Source organism: Rhizobium grahamii (assembly GCF_009498215.1).
GTDB classification, from domain to species: Bacteria; Pseudomonadota; Alphaproteobacteria; order Rhizobiales; family Rhizobiaceae; genus Rhizobium; species Rhizobium grahamii_A.
The window spans coordinates 1,429,440-1,455,332 of record NZ_CP043498.1 but is presented as its reverse complement, the minus strand read 5'-3'; the positions used below and the strand labels follow the sequence as shown (position 1 = coordinate 1,455,332).

Here is a 25,893-nt window from a genome sequence, read left to right as displayed (position 1 = left end):
CGGCTTGGCTATTCCGCCCGTAACAAAAGGATCCAGCGTCATGGCAGGCACGAACAGCGAGCGGCAACTTCTCATGGAAGGCCCGGTCATCATTCTCGTCGAACCCCAGATGGGGGAGAATATCGGCATGGTCGCGCGCGCCATGGCGAATTTCGGCCTGGCGGAATTGCGGCTGGTCAACCCGCGCGACGGCTGGCCGAACGAGAAGGCGCAGGCGGCCGCCTCGAAGGCGGATCATGTCATCGAAGGGACGAAAGTCTTCGAAACGCTGGAGGAGGCGATCGCCGACCTGAATTTCGTCTACGCAACGACAGCGCGCGAACGCGACGGCTTCAAGCCGGTGCGCTCGCCTGTGGTGGCGGCGGAGACGCTTCGGGCGAAATTTCGCGCGGGCGAGGGTACCGGTATCCTGTTTGGCCGCGAGCGTTGGGGTCTCTCCAACGAAGAGGTTGCGCTGGCCGACGAGATCGTGACCTTCCCCGTCAACCCGGCCTTCGCCTCGCTGAATATCGCACAGGCGGTACTCCTGATGTCCTATGAATGGATGAAGTCGGGCATGGAGGATCTCGGCAGCGTTCCGTTCCAGGCGATGGAGCAGACGCAATCGACGAAGGAACAGCTGCACGGCCTCTACGATCAGTTGGAGGAAGCGCTCGATGCGCGCAATTATTTCCATCCGCCCGCGAAAAAGCCGAAAATGATCGACAACCTGCGGGCAGTCCTTTCCCGTCGCGCTTTCACGGAACAGGAAATCAGCGTGATGCGCGGCGTGATCTCCTCCCTGGACCGCTTCTCGCGGAAATATCCGCGTGGAAGCCGGTCGCCTGTCGACATCAAGGAACATCAGGAAGATGACAGCAGCGCCGAATGAGCTGAAACCGGTTCTGGTTTTCGATTCCGGTATCGGGGGGCTGACAGTGCTGCGCGAAGCGCGGGTGCTGATGCCGGAGCGCGGTTTCATCTATATTGCCGACGATGCTGGCTTTCCCTATGGCGGCTGGGAAGAGCAGGCGTTGAAGGAGCGGGTCATCGGCCTTTTCGCCAAGCTGCTTGCCGAGCACGATCCCGAGGTCTGCATCATCGCCTGCAATACGGCGTTCACGCTTGTCGGTGCCGATCTGCGGGCGGCGTTTCCACAGATGACGTTCGTCGGGACGGTGCCGGCGATCAAGCCGGCGGCCGAGCGGACACGCTCCGGGCTCGTCTCGGTGCTGGCGACCCCCGGCACGGTCAAGCGCGCCTATACGCGCGACCTGATCCAATCCTTCGCACAGCAGTGTCATGTGCGCCTTGTGGGCTCCGAAAATCTGGCGCGGATGGCGGAGGCGTATATTCGCGGCGACACGGTCTCGGATGAGGCCGTGCTTTCGGAGATCGATCAGTGCTTCGTGGAGAAGGACGGTTCCAAGACCGATATCGTCGTTCTCGCCTGCACGCACTATCCCTTTATGGCGAACGTCTTCCGGCGGCTCGCTCCGTGGCCGGTCGACTGGCTTGATCCGGCGGAGGCAATCGCGCGACGTGCCCGCAGTCTCGTGCCGCAGGTCGCGGATGCCGTGCATCCGGATAATTTCGACTTCGCGGTCTTCACGTCTGGTAATCCCGATTTTGCCACGCGGCGGCTGATGCAGGGATTTGGTCTCAAGGCCTGAGGATTGGAAGGCGCCGCCGACGGCTCAAATGGGTCTGGCGTCGAAGCGATAGGGACTATCGCAAAGCCTGATGACTGCGCAGACTGAGCACCGTGATTCGCATCCGTCCCGCCAGGCTTCCGCATGTCCTTCCAAAAACTCGTCATGGCTATTTTCTTCCTGCAGCCGATCGCGTTCGGCAGCTGGTTGCCCCGCATTCCCGAGATCCAGGCTCGCCTTGAGCTGGGGCCGGCCGATCTTGCGCTGGCGCTTCTTGGTATGCCGGTTGGGATTCTTTCTACACTGCCTTTCGCTGGACGTTTGGTTGCCCGGATCGGCGGAAAGACCACTGTTATCGCAGGATTTTTCGTTTTCTCGGTGATCGTCTGCCTTCCGGCCTTTTCGCGCACGCCGCTCGAACTGTTTATCGCGCTGGCCCTGCTGGGCGTTGCCATGTCCACGCTGGAACTCGGCCTGAATGTTGAGGCTGATCGCGCTGAAAAGGATACCGGCTCTGTCATCATGAACCGCTGCCATGGCTTCTGGAGCTTGGGCATCATGGCGGGCAGTCTGCTTGGTTCGGGCATGGTGGCGATTGCGGCGCCTGCCGAATGGGCGATCATGGCGGCAGCCTTTGTCGTTCTGCCGTTTGCGGTTGTTGCCAGTATCCGCCTTCCGGCCGATCGCGAGGCTGGTGCCGCCCCTCCGCATATGCCGTTCAAACTGCCGAGCAGCGCGCTCCTCGGCATCTGTGCCTTCGTCTTCGGGATTACCATGACGGAGGGCGCCATCGCCGACTGGTCGGCTGTTTATCTCAAGGATGTCTTCCAGACCGACGGTATCATGACCGGTATTGGCTACACGATCTTCGCCATGATGGTGGCGACCGGACGGTTCAGCGGAGATCATCTGAAACAGCGTTTTGGAGCGATCCGTCTTGCGCGTGGTTGCGGGGCGGCGGCTCTGGCCGGCATGCTGATCGTCGTCTTTGCCTGGCATAGCACTGTGACGTTGGCTGGCTTTGCCTTGCTCGGGGTCGGGGTTTCGGTCGGCTTTCCGCTGGCGGTCACCGCGGCGGCAAGTCTCCGGGATCGGCCGGCGGCTGCCAATGTCGCGATCCTGTCGTTCATGGCCCTGACAGGATTCCTGATCGGACCGCCTTTGATCGGCTTCATCGCGGAGGTCTCAGGCCTGCGTGTCGGCTTGGCCGTTCTGCTGGTGCCACTCGTGATCAGTCTGGGTTTCACGCGGATGCTGAAGGCCAGTGTCTGATGTTTTCTCCTGTGGGTTTGTGCGGCCGTGTTGCCAAAGACACGGTCAAACCTGCTAGGACGCTTGTTCTAACGGAAAGAGGAATGTGACATTGCAGGTTGGTATCGATATGGGATCGGCGTCGGGAGGCAATCCGGCCACGCTCGATATCGAGGAGCTTCTGGCTACCCGTCTTCTGGTGCAGGGCAATTCCGGCTCTGGCAAGTCGCATCTGCTCCGCCGTCTGCTGGAGCAATCCGCGCAATGGGTGCAGCAGGTCATCATCGATCCCGAGGGTGATTTCGTCACCTTGTCGGACAAGTTCGGCCATCTCGTTGTCGATGGAGAACGCACCGAGGCGGAACTCGCCGGCATCGCCAACCGCATACGTCAGCATCGCGTTTCCTGCGTTCTCACGCTCGAAGGGCTTGAGATCGAGCAGCAGATGCGCGCGGCTGCGGCCTTCCTCAATGGCATGTTCGATGCCGATCGCGAGTTCTGGTATCCGGTTCTCGTGGTGGTCGATGAAGCGCAGATGTTCGCGCCGTCGGTCGCCGGAGAAGTGTCCGACGACGCGCGAAAGATGTCGCTCGGCGCCATGACGAACCTGATGTGCCGCGGTCGTAAACGCGGCCTTGCCGGAGTGATCGCGACGCAGCGCCTGGCAAAGCTTGCCAAGAACGTGGCCGCTGAAGCCTCGAACTTCCTGATGGGGCGCACCTTTCTCGATATCGACATGGCACGCGCTGCCGATCTTCTTGGCATGGATCGCCGCCAGGCGGAAATGTTCCGCGACCTGAAGCGGGGCAACTTCGTTGCGCTCGGGCCAGCTCTGTCACGTCGCCCGCTGCCGATCCAGATCGGCAATGTCGAGACCTCCGCGCGTTCCTCGAGTCCGAAGCTCATGCCGCTGCCGGATGCCCCGCAGGACGTCGAGGACCTAATCTTCACGCCGGATCCAGAGGAGTTCCAGAGGCCGATCGTGCGCCGTGCTCCGCCCGCGCCACGTCCGACCACCGACATCCTTGCCGAACTGTCGCGGTCCGCGCCTGCTGCCTCGGCGCCCGTCTCGGAGGCGCGTTCCTCTCAGCCCGAATTGTCCGCCGAGGAGCGCGAGGAAAGGCTGACGGCGGTGCTGCACGAGATACTCGACGATCCAAGCTCGGGATTCCGAACGGATTCGGTGCTTTATCAGGACTTCCTTGTGCGCCTTCGCATGCGCCGGGTCCCGGGTCCTCCGATGTCCCTGCCGGAGTTTCGGCGCCGCGTGGCGATTTCGCGGTCCGGTGTGGATGCCGCCACGGCAGAGACCGAGGCCTGGGGAACGGCGCTGTCGCTCTCGTCGGGTGTCACCGACGATCTGCAGGGTGTTTTCCTGATGCTGGCAAAGGCGGCCGTCTGCGGCGAGCCGTGCCCGTCCGATGCGCGGATTGCCCGGGCATACGGCACGCATTCGGCCCGGCGGGCGCGACGTTTGCTCGGCTATTTCGAGGAGCAGGGGACGGTGGTGGTCCACACGGATTTCGCCGGCAAGCGCATCGTCGCCTTCCCCGATATGAACTGCCAGACGGCTCCCGGCGATGCCAACGCTGCAGATGCGGATGAGCTGCGCTCCGCAGCGGAATGACGACTAGACCGAGCGCCAACGATCGGCTCGGTCTATAGTCGATCTCTAATGTCACACGAGGAAGTTGCTTTTGTCACAAGAGCTTCATCGGGGTGGTGGATAAGGCGCCCCGACCCATGCGGTCGATGCGGATTATCAAAAGGAGATCTCGATCATGAGAAACAACGTTCGTCACCAGCTGCTGCGCCTTGTCGTCGGCGGCCTGCTTGCAACCGTCGCCATCCAGCCAGGCTATGCCGACGACGCAGCGAACAAGCTTCTGCAGCGCGCGGCAAGCGCCGATCTGAGTGCTCCCGGTGGTGCACGCCGCCTTTCCGGCGATATCACCGAAGCCTATCGTGCGGCGCTCAGCGACACGCGTCCGAAGAACGTCATCCTGCTGATCGGCGACGGCATGGGCGATTCCGAAATCACCATCGCGCGCAACTACGCGGTTGGGGCCGGCCAGTATTTCAAGGGCATCGATGCGCTGCCGGTCACCGGCCAGTACACGCATTATTCGCTCGACAAGAAGACCGGCAAGCCGACCTACGTGACCGACTCGGCCGCTTCGGGCACAGCCTGGGCGACCGGTGTGAAGTCCTACAACGGCGCGATCGGCGTCGACATTCACGAGAAGGCTCACGAAACCCTGCTCGAGAAGGCAAAGGCTGCCGGCATCGGCACGGGCAACGTCTCGACGGCCGAACTGCAGGACGCAACGCCTGCCGTGCAGATCGCGCATGTGACCCAGCGCAAGTGCTACGGCCCGTCGTCCACGACCGAGAAGTGCCCGACGAACGCGCTTGAAAACGGCGGCAAGGGTTCGATCAGCGAGCAGTTGCTGAATGCACGTGCTGACGTGACGCTCGGCGGTGGCGCCAAGAGCTTCGCCGAAACCGCAAAGGCCGGCGAATGGAAGGACAAGACGCTTCGCCAGCAGGCCGAAGAACGTGGCTATAAGATCGTTTCCAATCTCGACGAGCTGCAGGCCGTGAAGCAAGCAAATGACACCGCTCCAGTGCTTGGCCTGTTTGCCGAAGGCAACATGCCGGTTCGCTGGGAAGGCCCGAAGGCCAGCCACTACGGCAACGTCGAGAAGGAGCCTGTTGTCTGCAAGCCGAACGAGAAGCGCACGGCGGCCACGCCTACGCTGGCGCAGATGACGGCAAAGGCGATCGAACTGCTGCGGACCAACGAGAAGGGATTCTTCCTCCAAGTTGAAGGCGCCTCGATCGACAAGCAAGATCATGCCGCCAATCCTTGCGGCCAGATCGGCGAAACTGTCGATCTCGATGAAGCGGTTCGGGAAGCGCTGAAGTTTGCGCAGGAAGCCGGCGACACGCTTGTTATCGTTACCGCCGACCATGCGCATGCAAGCCAGATCGTCGACGCAGACGCCAAGGCTCCGGGCCTGACCGAAGCGCTGATGACGAAGGACGGCGCTGTCATGGCTGTGAGCTACGGCAACTCCGACGACGCTGACGATCAGGGTCACACCGGCTCGCAGCTGCGTATCGCTGCCTTTGGACCGCGTGCGGCCAACGTCACCGGCCTGACGGACCAGACGGATCTGTTCTATACGATCAGCGACGCCCTTGGCCTGAAGACGGAAACTGCGAGCGCCAAGTAAGCTCCCAAGCCCGGAATATCAGGGTTATTGAGCGGCGAGGACGCGGAATTGTGATTGACATTCCAGCGACTTCGCCCTAAAGACCGCGCCAGCACCGGGCAGAAATGTCCGGTGTTTCATTTGACATGTCCCGTGGATTTGTCCTGTTCGCGTAATGGGATGATCCTGTCGGATCCTCGAAAGAAGATCAAAGGAGGGCGTGTTTCCTTCACGCGGTTTGGCAACAAACCGTTCTAACTTTCTGAAAGGAAATACGATGAGCAAGCGCGAATCGTCCAAGTACAAGATTGACCGCCGTATGGGCGAAAACATCTGGGGCCGTCCTAAGTCCCCGGTGAACCGCCGCGAATACGGCCCGGGCCAGCATGGTCAGCGCCGCAAGGGCAAGCTCTCTGACTTCGGTGTGCAGCTGCGCGCCAAGCAGAAGCTGAAGGGTTACTACGGTGACCTGCGCGAAAAGCAGTTCCGTGCGATCTTCGCTGAAGCCGCACGCCGCAAGGGTGACACCTCCGAAAACCTGATCGGTCTTCTGGAGTCCCGTCTGGACGCAGTAGTTTATCGCGCCAAGTTCGTTCCGACCGTTTTCGCTGCCCGCCAGTTCGTGAACCACGGCCACGTGACCGTGAACGGCGTCCGCGTCAACATCGGTTCTTACCGTTGCAAGGCTGGCGACGTCATCGAAGTTCGTCAGAAGTCGAAGCAGCTGGTTACGGTTCTCGAAGCCGTCAGCCTGGCTGAACGCGACGTTCCTGACTACATCGAAGTCGACCATAACAAGATGGTTGCTACCTTCGCACGCGTTCCGGCGCTCGGCGACGTACCGTATCCGGTCGTCATGGAGCCGCATCTGGTGGTCGAATTCTATTCGCGTTAATCGCGAGGCGTTTTCGCATACGGAAAAGCCGCCTCTTGGGGCGGCTTTTTTGTTATCTGGGGAGATACGATGACGGACTTGCAGGCAGTTCTCGACAGCATCCACAAGGAGCTGGCGCCCCGCATCGGCGAGGGCAAGGTTGCGGACTATATTCCGGAGCTTGCCAAGATCGATGCCAACCAATTCGGCTTGAGCGTGGTGACGGTAGACGGCAAGGTCTACAACGTCGGCCACGCGGAGGTGCCGTTCTCCATCCAGAGTATCTCAAAGGTTTTCATGCTGACGCTTGCGCTTGGCAAGGTCGGCGAGGGGCTGTGGAAGCGCGTCGGTCGCGAACCGTCAGGCTCTGCCTTCAACTCGATCGTCCAGCTCGAGCAGGAGCAGGGCATTCCGCGCAATCCCTTCATCAATGCAGGCGCAATCGCCGTGACCGATGTCGTCATGGCGGGCCATGCGCCGCGTGAGGCGATCGGCGAGTTGTTGCGTTTCGTGCGCTATCTGGCGGACGACGAGTCCGTCACCATCGATGATCGTGTTGCCAAGTCTGAGACGCAGACCGGCTATCGCAACTTTGCGCTCGCCAATTTCATGCGCTCCTATCGCAACCTCGATCACCCGGTCGAGCATGTGCTTGGCGTCTATTTTCACCAGTGCGCGGTGTCGATGACCTGCGAGCAGTTGGCGAAGGCCGGGCTGTTTCTGGCGGCGCGCGGCAGCAATCCGACGACGGGGCACTCGGTCGTCTCGCCGAAGCGGGCGCGGCGCATCAATGCGCTGATGCTGACCTGTGGCCATTATGACGGCTCCGGTGACTTTGCCTATCACGTCGGCCTTCCCGGCAAGAGCGGTGTCGGCGGTGGGATCTTCGCAGTGGCACCGGGCATCGCCTCGATTGCGGTCTGGTCGCCGGGCCTTAACAAGGTCGGCAACTCGCAACTCGGCGCCGTTGCGCTGGAAATGCTGGCGGCCCGCACCGGCTGGTCGGTTTTCGGCGATTGATACTGGGTTGTCGTGACGCTTTCTGGTAAGGCGAAGGCAGTGACTGATTGGACGACAGAATGAACATCGCAGCCAACATTGCCGATGAGCTTGAAACGCCGAACGCGGATGGCGCCATCGCGCACGCGCTCTTTGCCGAGGCTCCGAATTCGGTGTCGTTCAACAAGCTGCGCAAGCGGCTGCTGCGCAACGTCAGGCAGGCGTTTGAAGATTTCGCGATGCTGAAGGAGCAGAAGCGTTGGCTGATCGGTCTCTCAGGCGGCAAGGACTCCTACGGGCTGCTCGCCCTTCTCCTCGACCTGCAGTGGCGCGGTCTTCTGCCGGTGGAACTGATCGCCTGCAATCTCGACCAGGGCCAGCCGAACTTCCCCAAGCATATCCTGCCTGAGTATCTTACCAAGGTCGGGGTCAAGCATCGCATCGAGTACCGAGATACCTATTCGATCGTGAAGGAGAAGGTGCCGGAGGGGGCGACTTATTGCTCGCTCTGTTCGCGCCTGCGCCGCGGCAATCTCTACCGGATTGCCAGGGAGGAGGGCTGCGACGCATTGGTGCTTGGCCACCACCGCGAGGACATTCTTGAGACCTTCTTCATGAACTTCTTCCACGGCGGGCGGCTTGCCTCGATGCCGGCGAAGCTGCTGAATGACGAGGGCAACCTGATGGTGCTGCGGCCGCTCGCCTATTGCGCGGAAGACGACATGGCGAAGTTTGCGACTGCCATGCAGTTTCCGATCATTCCCTGCGATCTCTGCGGCTCCCAGGACGGACTGCAGCGCAATGCGATGAAGGACATGCTCGCCGATATCGAGCGTCGCATGCCGGGCCGGAAGGATACGATGCTGAGGGCGCTTTCGCATGTGAACCCTTCGCATCTGCTTGATCCAAAGCTTTTCGATTTCGCCAGTCTGATGGCTGGAGAAACCACGCCGAAGAGTGAATAGTCGGCGCTCACGCCAAAGAAGGAAAGTCCATGAGTTCCACGATAGATGTAGCGACGCTTGCCGATCTCCTGAGGCGGGCGGCGAAGGCAGAGATATTGCCGCGTTTCCGTCGGCTTGGAAGCGATGACGTGCGCGCGAAGAGCGAGGCGACCGACCTGGTGACGGAAGCCGACCTGCAGGCGGAGCGGATGATCAAGGCGGAAGCCGCAGCCCTTTGGCCAGATGCGGTGTTTATCGGGGAGGAATCGGTCGCGGCGGATTCTGATCTGCTTGGCAAGCTCGAGGGAGCTGATCTTGCCATCGTCGTCGACCCTATCGATGGCACTTTCAACTTTGCATCGGGCATTCCAGCATTCGGCGTCATGGCGTCGGTGGTATCCAAGGGCGAAACCGTTGCCGGCATCATCTACGACCCGATGGGAGACGATTGGGTGATCGGCGAGAAGGGCGGCGGCGCTTGGCTTCGGCGCCCTGATGGCGACGCGGAGCGGCTTTCGGTTGCAGCCCCGGTGGCGCTGGAGGACATGGTCGGCATGGCATCGACAGGCTTCCTGCCGAAACCGAAGCGCAGCGAGATACTCTCCAACCTCGCCAAGGTTCGGTTCCTCATGAATTACCGCTGCGCGGCCCACGAATATCGCGCCTTCGTCGGCGGTCATGTGCATTATCTGATGTACAACAAGCTCATGCCCTGGGATCACCTTGCCGGCACGTTGCTCAGTATCGAGGCCGGCGCGCACGCCGCCCGTTTCGACGGCTCGCCGTATCTGCCGCACCACACGACCGGCGGCCTGCTGATTACGCCCGACAAGGAGAGCTGGGACATTCTGCGGCGTGAGGTCTTTACGATCTGATACCAGCGCCGCGACCTCATGTGGGTCGCGGCAACGCTTGTTGGGCGCGCAGATCTTGCGCTCCCAAAGAAGCGACATGCGCACAGACGTACAATACGAGCAGGCACGCCAGTCGTAGACGTTCTCCCGTTTCGAAATGACGAGGAGAGTATGATGGATACAGCGCAGACAATGGCGTTTTTGCTGTTTGCGTTTATCGCGGCGGTTACACCGGGACCCAGTAACACACTGGTCCTGTCGACAGGTGCGGCTGTCGGCACCTTGAGGGGTATTGGCTGTCCGCTTGGCGCATCGCTTGGCATGGGCGTGATGATCGTTCTCAGCGCCTTCGGTGTCGGCGAAATTGTCGCTGCAGCACCGGCTATCGTAATAGCGATGAAGCTGGCGGGATCTCTGTTTCTGCTGTGGCTCGCCTGGAAGATCGCCAATGCCGGTACGGTCGAAGCGGATGGTCAGAGGCGGGTAGTCGGATTTCGCCAGGCGTTTTTATTCCAATGGCTGAACCCGAAAGGTTGGCTGGTTGCGCTGAGCGCGGGCAGCACCTTCCTTGTATCGTCGGAGCACGCCGGGGCCAGCGGCGCCTTGTGGATGGGGGCGCTGTTCGCAGCCGCCGCGGTTCCTGCCGGGTTCCTTTGGCTTGTCCTGGGTGCTCTCGTGGCCAAGTTTTTGCGCACGCCGCGTTCGGCGCGGCTCTTCAATATCTCGATGGCGTTGGCGCTGGCTCTCTCGGTCGCCCTTGTGTGGCGCTAGCGCTTGAAAGAGTTTCGCCCGCAACGATGTGTTGCGGGCGACAACGAATGCGATAAGCGGCTCAATCAGAAATGGCCGGCGCCGGGATCGAGCTGCGGGTCGTCGCCCGGGTGGGTGAAGAGCTTGCCGCCTTCGGCCCAGAGCGTTGCCACGATGCTGATCGCCCCGAACACCGCGAAACCGCCGAAGAGTGGCTGGACAGTGCCGTTGAAAAGCTGGCCGACCCCGCCGCCGAGGATCGCGCCGAAGGTGGTCGAGACGAAGCCGGTGATCGAGGTAGCTGTGCCGGCGAGATTGCCCATCGGCTCCAGGCTGATCGCCGTGAAGTTGGTGGCGATCACGGCGAACATCATCAGGAGGATCGTGAAGAGCGCATAGGCGAACGTAAAGCTCGGCGTACCACCGAGCGCCTTGAAGAAGCCGATCGCCGAGATGATGGTGAAGAGGATCATCGCCACGTGCGAGATGCGGCGCATGCCGAATTTGCGCACGAAGAAGCCATTGGCGAAGTTGGCGACCGCGATGCCGCCGGCGGTGGCGGCAAAGGCGATGGGAAGCCAGTCGCCAAGACCGTAGACCTCGCCGAAGACCTGCTGGACCGAGATGACATAGGCGCTGATGACGGCGGTGAACATGGTCAGGCCGATCATGTAGCCGCAGGTGATCTTGTTGGTCAGAACCGTCTTGAAGCCATCGACGACATTGCCGAAGGAGAGCGGGATCCGTTCTTCGCGCGGCAGCGATTCCTTCAGGCGAAGGGCGGCCCAGAGGAACAGGATGGCGCCGACGACGCCGAGCAGGATGAATATCCAGTGCCAGTTGGCATAGGTGATGATCAGCTGTCCGACCGAGGGAGCGACGATCGGCACGATCATGAAGACGATCATGACATAGGACATGACGCGGGCCATCTCACGGCCACCGAAACAGTCGCGGACGACCGCCATGGTGGTGATGCGGACGGCGGCGCCGCCAAGGCCCTGGATGAAGCGCATGACGAGCAGCATCTCGAAGCTGCCGGTGGCGGCGGCGCCGAACATCGCGAGCACATAGACCGCGAGGCCGCCGAGCATGATGTTGCGGCGGCCGAACGTATCCGACAGACTGCCGAAGATGATCTGCGATACGCCGAAGCCGAGGAAGAAGACGCCGATGACGAGCTGCGCGTCGTTGGCGTTGGCGACATTGAGCGCATGGCCCATGGCGGGCAGGGCAGGCAGCATGCTGTCGATCGCCATGGCGATGCTTGCCGTCATGATGGCGATGGTGACGACGAATTCGAGGAAGCCCATGCCGATGCGGCTGGATCCCTGGTTTTCGGTGTGTGGCTTATGGGGCGGCGTCATATGATTGTCCTGAAATATAGATTTGTCTCAACCGTCGCATGCTTGCTCAAACAGCCGGATTATGCGGCTGGAAGAGCTTTCCCTTCTCGGCGATCAGCACGAAGACGAGGCCGATGATCGAGACCGTGAAATAACCGGCGACCATCGGAAGCGCCGTGCCGTTGAAGGCCTGGCCGATGCCGGCGCCGATCAGCGCGCCGCCGACGGTGCTCATGAAGCCGAGGACCGATGAGGCGGTGCCGGCGACGTGGCCAAGCGGCTCCATGGCAAGAGAATTGAAGTTCGAACCGATCCAGCCGAACTGGAACATCGCCAGGCCGAAGAAGCCGATGAACAGAAAGAACGGCATTGGGTGCGGCCCGAATACCAGGGCCAGCAGCCAGATGGTGTTGATGGTGATGAAGCCGACCAACGCGCCATGCGAGAGGCGGCGCATACCGAACCTGCCGACAAGGCGCGAGTTTAGGAACGACGACATCGACATGAAGACCGCGACGCCGGCAAAGGCGAAGGGGAAATAGACACCGAGGCCGTAGATGCCGACATAGATCTGCTGGGCCGAGTTGATGAAGCCGAACAGCGAACCGAAGATGAAGGTGCTGGCGATCGTATAGCAGAGCGCGATGCGGTTGGTGAGAACCAGCTTGAAGCCACCGAGTACGGATTTCGCGGTGAAGGGACGAACGTTTTCCGGGCGCAATGTTTCCGGCAGGCGGATATAGGCCCAGCTGGCAATGATAGCCGCCATGACGGCAATGAACAGGAAGATCAGGTGCCAGCTGCCGAACAGCATGATGATCTGGCCGCTGCCCGGCGCGATGACGGGAACGATCATGAACACCATCATGATGAGCGACATGACTTCGGCCATCTGCCGCCCGCCGTAGATATCGCGAACGATGGAGATCGTGATGACGCGGGTGGCTGCGGAGCCGAGGCCCTGAATGAACCTGAGTATGAGCAGGCCCTCGAACGTCGGGACCAGCGCGCTGCCAAGCGAAGAACAGATATAGATGCCGATGCCGGCAAGCAGCGGCAGGCGGCGACCGAAGCGATCGGACAGAGGACCGTAGAGAAGCTGGGCAATGCCGAAGCCGAGGAGGTAGCTCGAGACGACGAACTGGCGATGGTTTTCGCTCTCGACGTTCAGGCTGGCACCGATCTGCTGCAGCGCCGGCAACATGATGTCGATCGCCAGCGAGTTGATCGCCATCAGGAAGGCGGCCAGCGCGATGAACTCACCCTTGCGCATGGGGATACGGCCCGCGTGCACGGCTTGTGATGAATCTGTCACAATGAAATTCCCATAAACAGGCCAAGGCGCTGTTCAGCACAGCGCCTCGGACTCAAAATACAGATTTGGAAACCGGACAGAACGTCCGGTGACCGGACAGGTCAGGCGGCGCCGCGAACGGTTACGCCGTTTTCCTGCAGGTGCTGCTGCAACTCACCGGCCTGGAACATTTCCCGCACGATGTCGCAGCCACCGATGAACTCGCCCTTAACATAAAGCTGCGGGATCGTCGGCCAGTTGGAGTAGTCCTTGATGCCCTGGCGGATCTCAGAGTCTGCGAGCACGTTGATGCCCTTGTAGTCGACGCCGATGTAATCGAGAATCTGCACGACCTGGCCGGAGAAACCACACTGGGGAAACTGCGGCGTGCCCTTCATGAAGAGGACGACGTCGTTGGTCTTGATTTCGTTGTCGATGAATTCGTTGATGCCGCTCATAGGGACCTAATCCTTTCCACAGGCGAGTTAAAGGCCCGCCGTTTCAATCGTTAAGCTTAGATAGCATGTGATGGGCGGAATTCCAGCAGGCCGGGCTAAAAAAAGAGCACCCTATCGGTTTGCAGGTAACGGTGTTGCGCTTGCGTTACGCCCGCTCACGAGAAGGCGTGATATGGGAGCGCGCGAGCGTGAGCGTCAACTGACCATACCCGGATTTCGCCACAATTGTCGCCGATTGCCGCGCAGCAACTATCTGCCGACACGCTGCGGCCAAGAAAGAGAATAATGACCTTCATCTCCCAAAGGGTCGCGCTGCATTTTCCCGGTTTCGAGCCGTTGGATGGATCTGCGCACCGGGCCCGTTACGAGCGATCCGCGCGCCAAAGCGCGGCTGTCTGGAAACTCGGTATCTCGGTTGCGGATACTGAGGGAAGTCAGCACGGGACGGCATTCGACGTGACAACCGATACGGACGGTTGGACGACGCGCTCACGGGTTCACGTGTTCGACCACAATGCGCTCGTCTCGCGGTTGAGATCAGGCAGCGTGGCGGCTCAGGTCGTTGCCGGTTTCCTTAGCGCTGCAGGCATCATCGGCGATGGCGGGATGGCGGGCTATTTCCGGCATGCATGGCGGTTTGGCCTGTTTTTCATTTTCCCGTTCCTGCTGATGATGCTTGGCGTGTCGCTCAGCGCCACCATTCTGGTGATGCCGCTCGGCCTGGACCTTTCCGCATTGCATCTCCTCTGGAGCGCGGGGTTGTCGATCGCGTTCTTTGTCTTCGCCTTCCTGCCTTTCGCCGAGCGCTTCTATACGCTGCACCTTTTTGCCGACTGGCGGATGGCTGTTGCTCTGGGGAGGATGGACAGGGGCGACTTCAACGCCTGGCTTGAGGATTGCGCCGTTGCGGCACGTGCGGCGCTGTCGGAGGATGCTGACGAGTATGTGATTTCATCGCACAGCATGGGCTCCAGCGTTGCTGCGCATGTGATCGGCATCCTGCTGGAGCGCGAGCCTGATCTGTTTGAGGGCAAGCAAGTGATCTTTGCGACGCTCGGCTCCGCGATCCTGCAATGTTCGCTTCTTCGGCCGGCGCATCTGTTGCGCTCGCGCGTCGGGCTGATCGCCGGGTGCTCGTCAGTGAAATGGATCGATATCCAGTGCCTTACCGACGCCATTCATTTCTACAAGGTTCCGGTCGTAGCTGTCTGTGGCCATCCAGACTTGTCGCAAGCGCAGATGATCTTCATTCGCGTGAAGCAGATGCTGACGTCAGAGCATTACAAGAAGATCAGGCGGGATTTTCTGCGGGTTCACCGGCAGTATGTCCTGGGGCCGGACAACAAGGCGCCGTTCGATTTCACCTTGCTCACCGCAGGGCCGGTGCCAGCGGTCGAATTCGCGGCCAAGGGATATAAGGCAATGCCCGGCTTTTGACCGGGCATTGGCAAAATTGTCTCAATCGGGTGCCGACGTCTGCAGCGCCAAGGCGTGCAGTATTCCGCCCATGTTCCCCTTCAGGGCTTCGTAGACCATCTGATGCTGCTGCACACGGCTCTTGCCGCGGAAGGCTTCCGCGACAACCTCGGCTGCGTAGTGGTCGCCATCACCGGCCAGGTCACGAATCGTGACCTTGGCTCCTGGAATGCCGGCTTTGATCATGTCTTCGATGTCACCGGGCTTCATAGGCATGATCGTTACTCCTTGCGCATCATTCCGCGGCAGCGAGCGTGCCGCGGCCTTCCATGTAATCAGGGAACCATGATTCATGGGCGTCACGCAATTGCTGAATCGGCAGCGACAGAAGATCGTCGACCACGAGGCTCTCGCCGGAAACGGAGCCGATGCGACGGAACGGTACACCGGCACCTTCCGCGTTGGCGCAGACGAAATCCGCGACATCCGCCGGAACCGTCAGGACGTAACGGGCCTGATCTTCGCCGAACAGCAGCGCATGCGGGGCGCCACGGCATTCGGCAAGTTCGATCTTGAGACCCTTGCCCGACGACATCGCCATTTCGGCCAGAGCCAGGACGAGGCCGCCTGAAGAGATGTCGTGGCAGGCGGTGGCCTGGCCATTGCGGATCACCGACCGGACAAAATCGCCGTTGCGGCGCTCGGCAAAGAGATCGACCTCAGGCGCCGGGCCATCGGTGCTGCCGAGGATATCGCGCAGATAGATCGACGAACCGAGGTGGCTGCCGTCGGTGCCGATCATGATGACCTTGTCACCATGCGATGCGGAACCGATCCGCGCCATCTTCTTCCAGTCTCCGAGCAGGCCGACGCCGGCGATGGTCGGGGTCGGCAGAATGGCGACGCCGTTGGTCTCGTTGTAGAGCGAAACGTTGCCCGAGACGATCGGGAAGTCCAGCGCGCGGCAGGCTTCGCCGATGCCCTTAACGGCATGGACGAACTGGCCCATGATCTCAGGCTTCTCGGGGTTGCCGAAGTTGAGGTTGTCGGTGGCCGCGAGCGGGTCGGCGCCAGTCGCCGTGATGTTGCGCCAGCATTCGGCAACGGCCTGCTTGCCACCCTCGAAGGGGTCCGCCTCGACGTAACGCGGTGTCACGTCTGAGGAGAAAGCCAAGGCCTTGGTCGGATGACCCTCGACGCGCACGACGCCGGCGTCGCCGCCAGGGAGCTGCAGCGAGTTGCCCTGGATCAGAGTGTCATACTGCTCGTAGACCCAACGGCGGCTGGACTGGTTCGGCGATCCTACCAGTTGAAGTACAGCCTTGGCGTAATCGGCCGGTTCGGCAACGAGATTGGCGGGCAGGGCGGCGCGCTTGCCCGGCTCGCGCCAGGGGCGGTCGTATTCGGGAGCCTGGTCGCCGAGATCCTTGATCGGAAGGTTCGCAACCTCTTCGCCCTGATGCACGATGCGGAAGCGCAGATCATCAGTGGTCTTGCCGACGATCGCGAAATCCAGGCCCCACTTTACGAAGATCGCCTTTGCAACAGCTTCCTTCTCGGGCTCCAGAACCATGAGCATGCGCTCCTGGCTTTCGGAGAGCATCATTTCATAGGCGGTCATGCGATCTTCGCGGACCGGGACGCTGTCCAGATCGAGAACGATGCCGAGGTCGCCCTTGGCGCCCATCTCGACGGCGGAGCAGGTGAGGCCGGCAGCACCCATGTCCTGGATCGCGATGACGGCACCGGTCTGCATCAGTTCGAGGCAGGCTTCGAGCAGGCACTTTTCGGTGAAGGGGTCGCCAACCTGCACGGTCGGGCGCTTCTCTTCGATTGATTCGTCGAATTCGGCCGAGGCCATGGTGGCGCCGCCGACGCCGTCACGGCCGGTCTTCGCACCGAGATAGACCACCGGAAGGCCGACGCCCTTCGCTTCTGAAAGGAAGATGGCGTTCGACTTCGCGAGGCCGGCTGCAAAAGCGTTCACGAGGATGTTGCCGTTATAGCGGGCATCGAATTCGACTTCGCCGCCAACGGTCGGAACGCCGAAGGAGTTGCCGTAGCCGCCAACGCCCGAGACGACGCCCGATACGAGGTGGCGGGTCTTCGGATGATCAGGCTCGCCGAATCGAAGCGCGTTCATGGCAGCGATCGGACGCGCGCCCATGGTGAAGACGTCTCGCAGGATACCGCCGACGCCGGTTGCCGCGCCCTGGTAAGGCTCGATGTAAGACGGGTGGTTGTGGCTCTCCATCTTGAAGACGACGCAATCGCCGTCATCGATATCGACCACGCCGGCGTTCTCGCCCGGTCCCTGAATGACGCGGGGACCCTTGGTCGGGAGCGTGCGCAGCCACTTCTTCGAGGACTTGTAGGAGCAGTGCTCGTTCCACATTGCCGAAAAGATGCCGAGTTCGGTGAATGTCGGCTCGCGACCGATCAGATCCAGTATCCGCTGGTATTCGTCCGGCTTGAGGCCGTGGGAAGCGATGAGTTCTGGAGTGATCGGGCGGGTATTGGAAATGGTCATGAGCTCTCGGAAGTCCCTGCCGTTGCGCGATTTCCGCTGTCTTTAGCCTAAGTGAATGAAACGCGCGACAGGAAAATGCCCGCTGTTAACAGACAGCGGGCATGGAAATCGCCTCGAAGGCCAGCTTAGAACTTGTAACCGACCTGGATGCCGGCGCGGGTCATGCCGTTGTTCGGTCCATCGCAGAGATTGGCATGCGACGAGTGGGCCACCTGAGCGATGACGTTCCAATGCGCGTCGAAGCGATAGCCGGCGCCAAGGTACTCGTGAAACAGCCAGTGACAGCCGAGATCCGGGCCATCGGTGTTGTTATTGAGTGCGCCATTGTGCCAGACGCCGCCAAAGCCAGCTTCTGCGAAGACCTTCTCGTTGAAATCTACGGTCCAGGCAAAGCCGCCGAATACTTGCGTTGCCTGGCCGGATGTTCCGATGGAGGTTCCGAGGTTAATTCGCGGCCTGGCGAGTTGCTGCTGCCAGTTGGTCGCGGCGTCCTGATTGAAGGGATCGAAGAAGACCGTTACCTCGGGAAACACGCCGTCCTCGTGCTCACCACCGCTTTGGATCGACGCCGATGCGCCGAAACGCAATTCATCGAAAATCTGGTCACCAGCATGGGCTGAAACAGCAAGGAGCGATATATTGGCAAGACACGCAGCCAGCACTGTCTTGGAAGACAGCGATACCAATTCACGAATATTCACTGCCATGCGCCGCCTCGTCTCGTCGCAAATCACCCAATTCTTATGCAAGTGGTAGCATCGATCGCGAGTCGGTAAAGCACGTTCTCTGGCCAAAGGCCGGATTTTAACGAGTGCGGCTGATCTGCAACATTTTCAGATCTCGCCTGCGTAGGACGCGCCGCCACTTTCAAGCAGGCGTCGCAATGTCATAAAACCTGCAACCATTTCGTCGCGACCCGCGGGAGATGAGAAGCTAATACGCACGCGATGGTAGACTTTATCCACGCGTGCCGCTTTAAACTCATCTTCATCGTCGATGAGCACACCATCCCGGAATGCGGCGTTCTTGAATGTCCCGGAAAGCCAGGGATCCGGCAGCTTCAGCCAGAGGAATGGTACATGCGGATGCGAGACGAAGTCGAAGCCGCTGAGAATCTCGCGTGCTAGGCTTTCGCGAGCACTCAATTCCGCGACGCATGCCTGACGGATCTCGTGTGCCTTGCCGCTTTCGATGAGGCGTGCGCCAACTTCCGCCAGGATGAACGGCAAGCCGCCGGTAATCATCTTGTGCGTGACCTTGATCCGCTGAGCGAAATGCGGCGGGCAGGCGACCCAACCTCCGCGTATGCCAGCTGCGACCGATTTTGAGAGGCCGCTGATCAGGAACGTCCTGTCGGGAGCAAGCGACGCAAGAAGCGGGTTCTGGTCGCCGGTCATTCCGCCGTAGAGATCATCCTCGATCAGCCAGACGCCGTGCCTGCGTGCAATCTCGGCGATGCTTGCGCGCCTGTCCGCGGGCATGGTGGCAAGCGTCGGGTTATGGGCGGTTGGCATCAGGAATGCCAGCTTCGGATGCTGCTGCTGGCAGACCCGCTCGAAATCGTCAGGGAGGACGCCGTTTTCGTCGGAATCGACGGTGATCGTGCGCCGCCCCAAGATGCGGGCGCTGCGGCTGACCTGAGTATAGCTCAGGTTTTCGAAGACGATCTTGTCTCCGGGTGATGACACGGCGGAGATGACGGAGATGGCCGCGGCATGGGCGCCGAGCGTCGGCACGATGTTTTCGGCCGCGGGCGTCCAGTCGTTGCGCGCAAGCCAGCGTCTTCCTGCCTCGTACCAGTTTGCCGGGAAGACGCGGGAATATGAGGATATCTCGGTGAAATGGTCTTCGCCGACGTCGGCAAGGATCTTGCCGATCACCTTCCCCTGTCCGAGATCAGGGGCGGCAGTCGTATCGAAGCGGATCTTGTTTGCAGGCGCTTCGATTGTCCTCGTTCCGCCGAGTGCAATGGTCAGCGGGTCCGGCTGATTGCCCGGTGCGGTTTCCGCCCGATCCAGCACATACGTGCCACGGCCGACTTCCCCGGCAACAAGGCCTCTTTCATGCACAAGTGCGTAAGCCCGGCCGATTGTGCCGATTGTCACGCCGATGTCGTAGGCAAGATTTCTCTGCGGCGGCAACTTACTGCCGGCAGGCAATGTGCCGCTGGCAATCGCGGACTCGATGCTGTCCGCCAGACGGAGATAGACAGGGCCGGAGCCGCGAGAAATATCAGGGAGCCAAGTTGTCATGATGACAATTTACTAGATTGTCACCCTCTCGTTGTCAAGGCTATCACCGCAGCAGGTACAATCCGTCTCGGAGACGAATATGTCACTATTTTCGGTGAGCGGCAGGCTGGCAAAGACAGGTACAATCCGTCGGCCGGTTCAGGAAAGTCTGATTGGGCGAATCTTGCGCGCAATAGGAAACTGGCACGCCAAGCGTGAAAGCCGGCGCGTCTTGCCGTTTCTGACGGACGACGAACTGCGCGACATCGGCATCACCCGCTCGGAAGCGCGCAAGGAAGTCAGCAAGTCATTCTTCTGGGATCAGTGATCAGCTGCAGGACTTGTTGCCGGACGCCCAGCGCGTGACATCGTGAACGATGCGTGGGGAGACCGGCGTCTGCATCATCGGGCCGAACGCATCCATCTTGGACGGATTGCCTTCCGCCTGCACGACGAGCAGCGGGCGGCTCTCGGGGCTGCCCTTGTGTACGACGAGAATGCGTGGTCGCCCTGAGAAGGAGTTCAGCTCCGGCGCGAGGCGATAGGCGGCAAACGCAGGATCCCCGGATTTGAACCAGCAGGTATTTGCGCCGACGGCGACGCGCTCCATCGTGGAAAGCGCGCTGCGATCTGGGCTGCTTGGTGGCGCCTTCGACTGGCAGGCAGCAAGAAGCAACGCGGCGGCTGCAATGGAAAATACAGATTTAACCGCGAGGCGAGGGCGCATCGATCTTGCTCCAATGGACCGGATAGACGGCCCTCTTAAGGGCTGAAGGTTAAGCGGCGATTACGCTGAGGGCAGATGCGAACAATCCACGTCCGTCAGAGCCGCCGTGCGCCGCTTCGATCAGGTTTTCGGGATGCGGCATCATGCCGAGGACGTTGCCACCCTTGTTCATCACCGCCGCGATGTCGTTGATGGAGCCGTTCGGATTGGTGCCTTCGGCATAACGGAACACGACCTGGCCGTTGCCTTCGATCGTCGCCAGGGTCTCGGGATCTGCGAAATAGTTGCCATCGTGATGGGCTACAGGGCAGCGGATGACCTGGCCTTTTTCGTAGGCGCGGGTGAATTCCGTCTCGGCGTTGGCGACTTCGAGCTTGATTTCGCGGCAGACAAACTTCAGCGAAGAGTTGCGCATCAGTGCGCCCGGCAGCAGGCCCGCTTCGAGCAGGATCTGGAAGCCGTTGCAGACGCCGAGTACCTTGACGCCCTTGTTGGCCTTTTCGATGATGGCCTGCATGACAGGCATGCGAGCGGCGATGGCGCCACAGCGCAGGTAGTCTCCATAGGAGAAGCCACCCGGAATGACGATCAGGTCAACGTCCGGAATGTCGGTCTCCGTCTGCCAGATCGTCACCGGTGCGTGACCGGAGATCTTGGTGAGAGCGGCGATCATGTCGCGATCGCGATTGAGACCCGGGAGTTGAACGACGGCTGATTTCATCGGTATGCTCAAACCTTGCTTGTTCTCGGAGACGAGACTGCTTTCGCTATATCGGGAGGCGCTGGATGTGCATTAGCATGAATATGCGGTTGCTTCCATCTCCGCCCATTCAGGGCGTCCGGCACAACCGCTCGGATGTGCCGGCTCAATGCATCAATCGAGAGAGATCGTGTAGTTTTCGATCACGGTGTTGGCGAGAAGCTTGTCGCACATCGCCTTGAGATCGCTTTCCGCCTTCGCCTTGTCGGCGCCTTCGAGCTCGACATCGAAGACCTTGCCCTGACGGACATGGCCGACGCCGTCGAAGCCGAGCGCACCGAGCGCGCCTTCGATCGCCTTGCCCTGCGGATCGAGAACGCCGTTCTTGAGTGTGACGGTTACACGAGCCTTGATCACTTTTGTCTTTCCTGTCCTGCTTGAGCGAATGTTTACTTCACGAGAACCGGGCCGGTGCCGCGCACAGGCTCGTTTTCGTTGATGATGCCGAGACGACGGGCAACTTCCGAATAGGCTTCGAGCAAACCGCCCATGTCACGGCGGAAGCGATCCTTGTCCATCTTCTCATGGGTCTCGATGTCCCAGAGGCGGCAGGAGTCGGGAGAAATCTCGTCGGCCAGGATGATCCGCATCATGTCGCCTTCATAGAGGCGACCGCATTCGATCTTGAAGTCGACCAGCTGAATGCCGACGCCGAGAAAGAGGCCCGTCATGAAGTCATTGACGCGGATGGCCAACGCCATGATGTCGTCAAGTTCGGCGGGATTGGCCCAGCCGAATGCCGTGATGTGCTCTTCGGAGACCATCGGGTCATCCAGCGAGTCCGACTTGTAGTAGAACTCGATGATGGAGCGCGGCAGCACCACGCCTTCCTCGATGCCGAGGCGCTTCGCCAGCGAGCCGGCGGCAACGTTACGGACGACGATCTCAAGCGGGATCATCTCCACTTCCTTGATCAGCTGCTCGCGCATGTTGAGGCGGCGGATGAAGTGGGTCGGGATGCCGATCTTGTTCAGATGGCTGAAGATGTATTCCGAAATACGGTTATTCAGAACGCCTTTGCCATCGATAACTTCGTGCTTCTTCTTGTTGAAGGCAGTGGCATCGTCTTTGAAGAACTGGATCAGCGTGCCCGGTTCGGGGCCCTCATACAGAATCTTGGCCTTGCCCTCGTAAATACGGCGGCGACGGTTCATTTCGATTGTTCTCTGTCGTTGGCGCTCTTGGGATAGCGCGAGTGGATCGATCTCGTGGCGTCCCCTTAAAGGAAAAGCGAGGGTTTCACAATCCGCCTGTCACTCCTTCCCCGGATTCCGGCTCGTTCAGCGTAATGCTGAGAATCGAAGAGCTTGCATCGTTAAGTTTACAGCGTTTTCAGCCGCAGCGAAATGACGGCGTCATGGCGGTCCGGTTTTACAGGGTTTTATTTCCCGCCCTTCGCAGCGATGGAGCCTTGAAGGGTCGATTGCAGCGCGCGGGCGCCGGTGTCGGCGTTTCGCCAGCTCGAGGAGCGGATGAAAGCAGGGATCTGCTGCGCCGGCATGGGTCTTGCCAGCGCGTATCCCTGCAGCACATCGCAACCGAGATCGCCGAGAATGCGCACGTGATCGTTGGTTTCGACACCTTCGGCTGTGACGAGGATATCGAGCGAGCGGCCGATGTCGATGATCGACCGGACCAGCTTGCGCTGCTCGGAGGAGCTTGGCAGCATCTTGATCAGCTGGCGATCGATCTTCAGCGTCCGTGGGCTGAGCTTCAGCAGGCTGACGATGGATGCGTGGCCGGTGCCGAAGTCGTCGATCTCGATGTCGATGCCGAGCTTGCGAAGCTGCCTCAGGTTTGCCGTGACGGCCGCGTCGCAATCGTCCAGGGAGATGGATTCCAGCAGTTCGAAGGCGACCGTGCCGGGCTCGATCTTCAGAGCGCGCAGTTTCTTGCCGAGAGTGGGGTCGTCGAGGCGCTTCGAGGAGACGTTGACGGCGATTTTCGGCACGGTGATGCCCTGAGCCGCCCACTCCCGGCGGTCAGCGAGGGCCTGCTCGAGAATAAGCCCGTCAATCGCGGCGACGACATTGATGTCTTCGGCGATCGCCAGGAACTTGTCTGGGGCGAGCAGTCCGAACTCCGGATGCTGCCAGCGTGCAAGCGTTTCAACGCCGGCGATGTTCAGCGTGCGGGCGTGGAACTGCGGCTGGTAGAAGGGAATGAATTCGCCGCGCTCGAGCCCGCGAAGGATGTCGTCCGCTAGGCGCTTGCTGGCGATGATGCGGCGGCGGGCGTCGGTCGAAAAGAACTCACGCCTGTTTCGACCGCCGCTTTTGGCGCGGTAGAGGGCGATGTCGGCGTTGAGCAGCAGTTGCTTGGCGTCGAGAGCCTCACCACTGCCGGTGGCAATCCCGATGCTCGCCCCGAAGCGGCAATCGTGGTTTTCATACCGGATGGGGCGGCAGAGCTCGTGAATGATCCGCTGCGCCAGGTTTCCGATCTTTCTCGGCGTTACGTCTATCGTGCAGAGGACGACGAATTCATCGCCACCGATACGGGCCACGAAGTCGTCGGCACGGACGTTCGCCTTGAGGACCTTGGCAGCGTGCATGAGCATGGCGTCGCCGGCGCGGTGGCCCAGCGTGTCGTTGATCTGCTTGAAGCGATCGAGGTCGATATGCAGGACGGCGAGCGTCAGATCCGAGCTGATGCACTTTGCCGCGTACTGGTCGAGCATCCGGTCGAGATAGCGGCGGTTCGGCAGTCCAGTGAGGTAGTCATGAAGCGCCAGGTGCTCGATGCTCTCCTTGGCGGCTTCGAGTTCCTGGTTGCGCGCTTCGGCCAGCGTCTTGGCGCGTTGCAGTTCGCTGTTCAGCAGTACCTCGTCGGTGACATCCCAGTTTGCGCCGATCAGCTTGCGGCGGCCTGTGCCATCGAGAAAGAAACCGCCCTTGGCGCGAATGACCCGCTCTACGCCGTCGCCCCGGATGATCCGGAACTCGTGCTGGAAGCTTCGGTTCTGTGCAACGCTGTCGTTGATCGTGGTAAGAACGCGCTCCCGGTCATCGGGGTGCAATGCGTCCGTCCATACATCGTTCGCGACCTTCGGCGAGCCGATGTGTATCCCGTAGATCGCCATCAGGCGGGAATCCCACTCCACGGTGCCGGCCTCGATATCGGCTTCAAACACGCCGATGCTGGAAATGTCGAGAGCGAGGTCGAGGCGGCGCGACATATGCGCGAGGTGCTCTTCGGCTTCCTTGCGTGCCGTGATGTCGTAATCGGTGCCGACCAGTCTGGCGGGGCTTCCGTCCTCGTTCCACTCCACGCAGGCGCCGCGGCATTCGATCCAGATCCATCGGCCGTCCCGATGACGTTCGCGATACTCGAAGACCTGATAGTCGGGGTCGCCGGCGTTCTGGTGGTCGATTGCCTTTACGACAAAATCGCGGTCGTCGGGATGGATGAGTGAGAGCCAGGATTCAAAGTCGCCATCGGCCTCTTCATCCGGGGCCATGCCGCGCATGGTTTTCCACGTCTCGGAGTAGTAGCGCGTCCCATGTTTGAGATTGTGATCCCAGACGCCGAGCCCTGAACCCACAAGTGCGAAGTTCCAACGACTTTCACGCTCGACCAGTTCGGCTTCGCTTCTGCTGCCGTCAGCAGATGGCGAAACATCTCGGGCGTTGTCTGATGGACCGACCGCGGGGTCCGGTTTATTCTGCATCAAGGGCTATACTCGCTCGGCTGGCGAAGCGGATTTTCGTTTGCCTAAATTAAATAGCTCTTAAAATTAACGGAATCCGCTCAGCTTTCTGCGATCGGGGCGCGTAGTGGAGCATATTTTTTGGCGCCGGATTGGCGGAAGGGGGCCAAATTTGTCGGCACCGCCCTACATCCATGCCGAAGGAGGATCACCCCATGGCTCAGGATTGGCCCATGTACATCATGCAGTGCATCGTTCTTATCGGACTTGCCAGCGTGGTCCTTATCCGCGGCGAGGGCGATTAGACCGTCGCATCTGATCCGTGCCGCCAAGCGGGCGGCACGGCAAGACGGCGCTTTGGGCGCCTATTTCAAGCGGCTGAGAAATTGCGCGAAGACCATCGTGCCTTCCGGCCATGGGCCATGGCCGGAATCACTGTTGATGTGCCCTGATTCACCCGCGTCGATCAGCAGAGATCCCCAGCTGGCGGCAATGTCGTCGGCATGTTCGTAACTGCCGAAAGGATCGTTGCGGCTGGCGACGGTAATCGTCGGGAAGGGCAATGGATCCCTTGGGTATGGGCCGAACGTCATCAGATGCTTGGGACGGATGCCGGGATTGGCGACATCTGGCGGGGCTACGAAGAACGCGCCCGCAACCTTCTGGGTGAAATGCGGAATGGCGTGGATGACCGACGGAATCCCGAGGGAGTGCGCGACGAGAACAACCGGTCGCGTCGACTGATTGACTTCCTCGGCAATTCTTTTGACCCAATCCTCGCGGACAGGCTTCGACCACTCCGCCTGTTCGACACGGCGGGCGGTGCTGAGTTTCGCCTCCAGCGGCTTTGCCAGTGGTCGGGGCCGGAATTTGTATAACCGGGGATGATGAGGATATCGGCGTCTGAAGCTTTCATAGTGCGCCGATGTGAGAAGACGGCACGGCAATGTCAAGGGAAAGC

General features: G+C 60.6%; 24 protein-coding genes and 1 pseudogene. 12 read left to right on the top strand and 13 right to left on the bottom strand.

Annotated features, from left to right (window positions below):
• The first annotated feature begins 40 nt into the window (after nt 1-40).
• From FZ934_RS07250 to FZ934_RS07205, 10 genes are all read left to right on the top strand, one after another.
• Nucleotides 41-871 (top strand): RNA methyltransferase, encoded by an 831-nt coding sequence (locus FZ934_RS07250; protein WP_113365405.1) that lies wholly within the window; start codon nt 41-43, stop codon nt 869-871.
• Nucleotides 852-1,652, top strand: a complete 801-nt coding sequence (murI, locus tag FZ934_RS07245) for a glutamate racemase (RefSeq protein WP_113365406.1) — start codon at nt 852-854, stop codon at nt 1,650-1,652. Before FZ934_RS07250 ends, murI begins: the two co-directional genes overlap by 20 nt.
• A 123-nt stretch (nt 1,653-1,775) precedes the next feature.
• Complete coding sequence (locus FZ934_RS07240) at nt 1,776-2,903, top strand: MFS transporter (protein WP_153270508.1); 1,128 nt, start codon at nt 1,776-1,778, stop codon at nt 2,901-2,903.
• 91 nt (nt 2,904-2,994) lie between these two features.
• Entirely contained in the window at nt 2,995-4,509 is a 1,515-nt protein-coding gene (locus tag FZ934_RS07235; RefSeq protein ID WP_153272386.1) for an ATP-binding protein, read from the top strand.
• A 154-nt stretch (nt 4,510-4,663) separates the two neighbouring features.
• The gene (gene phoA, locus FZ934_RS07230) at nt 4,664-6,121 is read left to right on the top strand and encodes an alkaline phosphatase (RefSeq protein ID WP_153270507.1); all 1,458 of its coding nucleotides are present in this window, start codon (nt 4,664-4,666) and stop codon (nt 6,119-6,121) included.
• 256 nt (nt 6,122-6,377) lie between these two features.
• Nucleotides 6,378-6,995 carry a 30S ribosomal protein S4 gene (gene rpsD / locus FZ934_RS07225; RefSeq protein WP_037128260.1) on the top strand — a complete coding sequence of 206 codons (618 nt, stop codon included), beginning with the start codon at nt 6,378-6,380 and terminating at the stop codon, nt 6,993-6,995.
• 69 nt (nt 6,996-7,064) lie between these two features.
• On the top strand, nt 7,065-7,994 hold the full coding sequence (locus FZ934_RS07220; RefSeq protein ID WP_153270506.1) for a glutaminase: 930 nt from the start codon (nt 7,065-7,067) through the stop codon (nt 7,992-7,994).
• Between the two features lie 59 nt (nt 7,995-8,053).
• The gene (gene ttcA / locus FZ934_RS07215; protein WP_153270505.1) at nt 8,054-8,938 is read left to right on the top strand and encodes a tRNA 2-thiocytidine(32) synthetase TtcA; all 885 of its coding nucleotides are present in this window, start codon (nt 8,054-8,056) and stop codon (nt 8,936-8,938) included.
• 29 nt (nt 8,939-8,967) lie between these two features.
• A complete protein-coding gene (locus tag FZ934_RS07210; protein WP_153270504.1) occupies nt 8,968-9,792 on the top strand; it encodes an inositol monophosphatase family protein in 825 nt (274 codons plus the stop codon).
• A 153-nt stretch (nt 9,793-9,945) separates the two neighbouring features.
• Nucleotides 9,946-10,542 carry a LysE family translocator gene (locus FZ934_RS07205; RefSeq protein WP_153272385.1) on the top strand — a complete coding sequence of 199 codons (597 nt, stop codon included), beginning with the start codon at nt 9,946-9,948 and terminating at the stop codon, nt 10,540-10,542.
• Between the two features lie 65 nt (nt 10,543-10,607).
• Here FZ934_RS07205 and FZ934_RS07200 read toward each other — a convergent pair whose 3' ends face one another.
• The 3 genes from FZ934_RS07200 to grxD form a co-directional block, all read right to left on the bottom strand.
• On the bottom strand, nt 10,608-11,888 hold the full coding sequence (locus tag FZ934_RS07200) for a multidrug effflux MFS transporter (RefSeq protein ID WP_153270503.1): 1,281 nt from the start codon (nt 11,886-11,888) through the stop codon (nt 10,608-10,610).
• Between the two features lie 46 nt (nt 11,889-11,934).
• A complete protein-coding gene (locus tag FZ934_RS07195; RefSeq protein WP_153272384.1) occupies nt 11,935-13,140 on the bottom strand; it encodes a multidrug effflux MFS transporter in 1,206 nt (401 codons plus the stop codon).
• A gap of 143 nt (nt 13,141-13,283) precedes the next feature.
• Entirely contained in the window at nt 13,284-13,619 is a 336-nt protein-coding gene (gene grxD, locus FZ934_RS07190; protein WP_065693883.1) for a Grx4 family monothiol glutaredoxin, read from the bottom strand.
• 285 nt (nt 13,620-13,904) lie between these two features.
• Here grxD and FZ934_RS07185 point away from each other — a divergent pair, with 285 nt between their 5' ends.
• Nucleotides 13,905-15,056: a hypothetical protein gene (locus tag FZ934_RS07185; protein ID WP_153270502.1), complete on the top strand. Its 1,152-nt coding sequence runs from the start codon at nt 13,905-13,907 to the stop codon at nt 15,054-15,056.
• 21 nt (nt 15,057-15,077) lie between these two features.
• On the opposite strand, the gene FZ934_RS07180 is transcribed toward FZ934_RS07185, so the two are convergent.
• The 4 genes from FZ934_RS07180 to FZ934_RS07165 all read right to left on the bottom strand — a co-directional run bounded on the left by FZ934_RS07180 (nt 15,078) and on the right by FZ934_RS07165 (nt 19,817).
• Complete coding sequence (locus tag FZ934_RS07180) at nt 15,078-15,311, bottom strand: BolA/IbaG family iron-sulfur metabolism protein (RefSeq protein ID WP_007789538.1); 234 nt, start codon at nt 15,309-15,311, stop codon at nt 15,078-15,080.
• 19 nt (nt 15,312-15,330) lie between these two features.
• Complete coding sequence (gene purL / locus FZ934_RS07175; RefSeq protein WP_153270501.1) at nt 15,331-17,565, bottom strand: phosphoribosylformylglycinamidine synthase subunit PurL; 2,235 nt, start codon at nt 17,563-17,565, stop codon at nt 15,331-15,333.
• Between the two features lie 125 nt (nt 17,566-17,690).
• Nucleotides 17,691-18,272 carry an acyloxyacyl hydrolase gene (locus FZ934_RS07170; RefSeq protein ID WP_153270500.1) on the bottom strand — a complete coding sequence of 194 codons (582 nt, stop codon included), beginning with the start codon at nt 18,270-18,272 and terminating at the stop codon, nt 17,691-17,693.
• 126 nt (nt 18,273-18,398) lie between these two features.
• Nucleotides 18,399-19,817 carry a PLP-dependent aminotransferase family protein gene (locus tag FZ934_RS07165; RefSeq protein WP_153270499.1) on the bottom strand — a complete coding sequence of 473 codons (1,419 nt, stop codon included), beginning with the start codon at nt 19,815-19,817 and terminating at the stop codon, nt 18,399-18,401.
• Between the two features lie 79 nt (nt 19,818-19,896).
• Here FZ934_RS07165 and FZ934_RS07160 point away from each other — a divergent pair, with 79 nt between their 5' ends.
• A complete protein-coding gene (locus tag FZ934_RS07160; protein WP_153270498.1) occupies nt 19,897-20,124 on the top strand; it encodes a DUF1127 domain-containing protein in 228 nt (75 codons plus the stop codon).
• Here FZ934_RS07160 and FZ934_RS07155 read toward each other — a convergent pair whose 3' ends face one another.
• The 6 genes and pseudogenes from FZ934_RS07155 to FZ934_RS07130 all read right to left on the bottom strand — a co-directional run bounded on the left by FZ934_RS07155 (nt 20,125) and on the right by FZ934_RS07130 (nt 25,848).
• Complete coding sequence (locus tag FZ934_RS07155) at nt 20,125-20,523, bottom strand: hypothetical protein (RefSeq protein ID WP_153270497.1); 399 nt, start codon at nt 20,521-20,523, stop codon at nt 20,125-20,127.
• A gap of 49 nt (nt 20,524-20,572) precedes the next feature.
• Nucleotides 20,573-21,244 (bottom strand): phosphoribosylformylglycinamidine synthase subunit PurQ, encoded by a 672-nt coding sequence (gene purQ, locus FZ934_RS07150; protein WP_153270496.1) that lies wholly within the window; start codon nt 21,242-21,244, stop codon nt 20,573-20,575.
• A gap of 153 nt (nt 21,245-21,397) precedes the next feature.
• Nucleotides 21,398-21,640, bottom strand: a complete 243-nt coding sequence (gene purS, locus FZ934_RS07145; RefSeq protein ID WP_113363511.1) for a phosphoribosylformylglycinamidine synthase subunit PurS — start codon at nt 21,638-21,640, stop codon at nt 21,398-21,400.
• Nucleotides 21,641-21,672: 32 nt separating this feature from the next.
• Nucleotides 21,673-22,437, bottom strand: a complete 765-nt coding sequence (gene purC, locus FZ934_RS07140) for a phosphoribosylaminoimidazolesuccinocarboxamide synthase (protein WP_056814257.1) — start codon at nt 22,435-22,437, stop codon at nt 21,673-21,675.
• Between the two features lie 227 nt (nt 22,438-22,664).
• Nucleotides 22,665-24,953: a putative bifunctional diguanylate cyclase/phosphodiesterase gene (locus FZ934_RS07135; protein WP_153270495.1), complete on the bottom strand. Its 2,289-nt coding sequence runs from the start codon at nt 24,951-24,953 to the stop codon at nt 22,665-22,667.
• A gap of 344 nt (nt 24,954-25,297) precedes the next feature.
• Nucleotides 25,298-25,848: pseudogene (locus tag FZ934_RS07130) on the bottom strand (RBBP9/YdeN family alpha/beta hydrolase).
• Nucleotides 25,849-25,893: the final 45 nt, after the last annotated feature.

What these genes read in the sequence shown, in the direction of transcription:
- FZ934_RS07250 (WP_113365405.1), top strand. Translation starts at nt 41, where the DNA reads ATGGCAGGCACGAACAGCGAGCGGCAACTTCTCATGGAAGGCCCGGTC.
- murI (WP_113365406.1), top strand. Translation starts at nt 852, where the DNA reads ATGACAGCAGCGCCGAATGAGCTGAAACCGGTTCTGGTTTTCGATTCC.
- FZ934_RS07240 (WP_153270508.1), top strand. Translation starts at nt 1,776, where the DNA reads ATGTCCTTCCAAAAACTCGTCATGGCTATTTTCTTCCTGCAGCCGATC.
- phoA (WP_153270507.1), top strand. Translation starts at nt 4,664, where the DNA reads ATGAGAAACAACGTTCGTCACCAGCTGCTGCGCCTTGTCGTCGGCGGC.
- rpsD (WP_037128260.1), top strand. Translation starts at nt 6,378, where the DNA reads ATGAGCAAGCGCGAATCGTCCAAGTACAAGATTGACCGCCGTATGGGC.
- FZ934_RS07220 (WP_153270506.1), top strand. Translation starts at nt 7,065, where the DNA reads ATGACGGACTTGCAGGCAGTTCTCGACAGCATCCACAAGGAGCTGGCG.
- ttcA (WP_153270505.1), top strand. Translation starts at nt 8,054, where the DNA reads ATGAACATCGCAGCCAACATTGCCGATGAGCTTGAAACGCCGAACGCG.
- FZ934_RS07210 (WP_153270504.1), top strand. Translation starts at nt 8,968, where the DNA reads ATGAGTTCCACGATAGATGTAGCGACGCTTGCCGATCTCCTGAGGCGG.
- FZ934_RS07205 (WP_153272385.1), top strand. Translation starts at nt 9,946, where the DNA reads ATGGATACAGCGCAGACAATGGCGTTTTTGCTGTTTGCGTTTATCGCG.
- FZ934_RS07200 (WP_153270503.1), bottom strand. Translation starts at nt 11,888, where the DNA reads ATGACGCCGCCCCATAAGCCACACACCGAAAACCAGGGATCCAGCCGC.
- FZ934_RS07195 (WP_153272384.1), bottom strand. Translation starts at nt 13,140, where the DNA reads ATGCGCAAGGGTGAGTTCATCGCGCTGGCCGCCTTCCTGATGGCGATC.
- grxD (WP_065693883.1), bottom strand. Translation starts at nt 13,619, where the DNA reads ATGAGCGGCATCAACGAATTCATCGACAACGAAATCAAGACCAACGAC.
- FZ934_RS07185 (WP_153270502.1), top strand. Translation starts at nt 13,905, where the DNA reads ATGACCTTCATCTCCCAAAGGGTCGCGCTGCATTTTCCCGGTTTCGAG.
- FZ934_RS07180 (WP_007789538.1), bottom strand. Translation starts at nt 15,311, where the DNA reads ATGCCTATGAAGCCCGGTGACATCGAAGACATGATCAAAGCCGGCATT.
- purL (WP_153270501.1), bottom strand. Translation starts at nt 17,565, where the DNA reads ATGACCATTTCCAATACCCGCCCGATCACTCCAGAACTCATCGCTTCC.
- FZ934_RS07170 (WP_153270500.1), bottom strand. Translation starts at nt 18,272, where the DNA reads ATGGCAGTGAATATTCGTGAATTGGTATCGCTGTCTTCCAAGACAGTG.
- FZ934_RS07165 (WP_153270499.1), bottom strand. Translation starts at nt 19,817, where the DNA reads ATGACAACTTGGCTCCCTGATATTTCTCGCGGCTCCGGCCCTGTCTAT.
- FZ934_RS07160 (WP_153270498.1), top strand. Translation starts at nt 19,897, where the DNA reads ATGTCACTATTTTCGGTGAGCGGCAGGCTGGCAAAGACAGGTACAATC.
- FZ934_RS07155 (WP_153270497.1), bottom strand. Translation starts at nt 20,523, where the DNA reads ATGCGCCCTCGCCTCGCGGTTAAATCTGTATTTTCCATTGCAGCCGCC.
- purQ (WP_153270496.1), bottom strand. Translation starts at nt 21,244, where the DNA reads ATGAAATCAGCCGTCGTTCAACTCCCGGGTCTCAATCGCGATCGCGAC.
- purC (WP_056814257.1), bottom strand. Translation starts at nt 22,437, where the DNA reads ATGAACCGTCGCCGCCGTATTTACGAGGGCAAGGCCAAGATTCTGTAT.
- FZ934_RS07135 (WP_153270495.1), bottom strand. Translation starts at nt 24,953, where the DNA reads ATGCAGAATAAACCGGACCCCGCGGTCGGTCCATCAGACAACGCCCGA.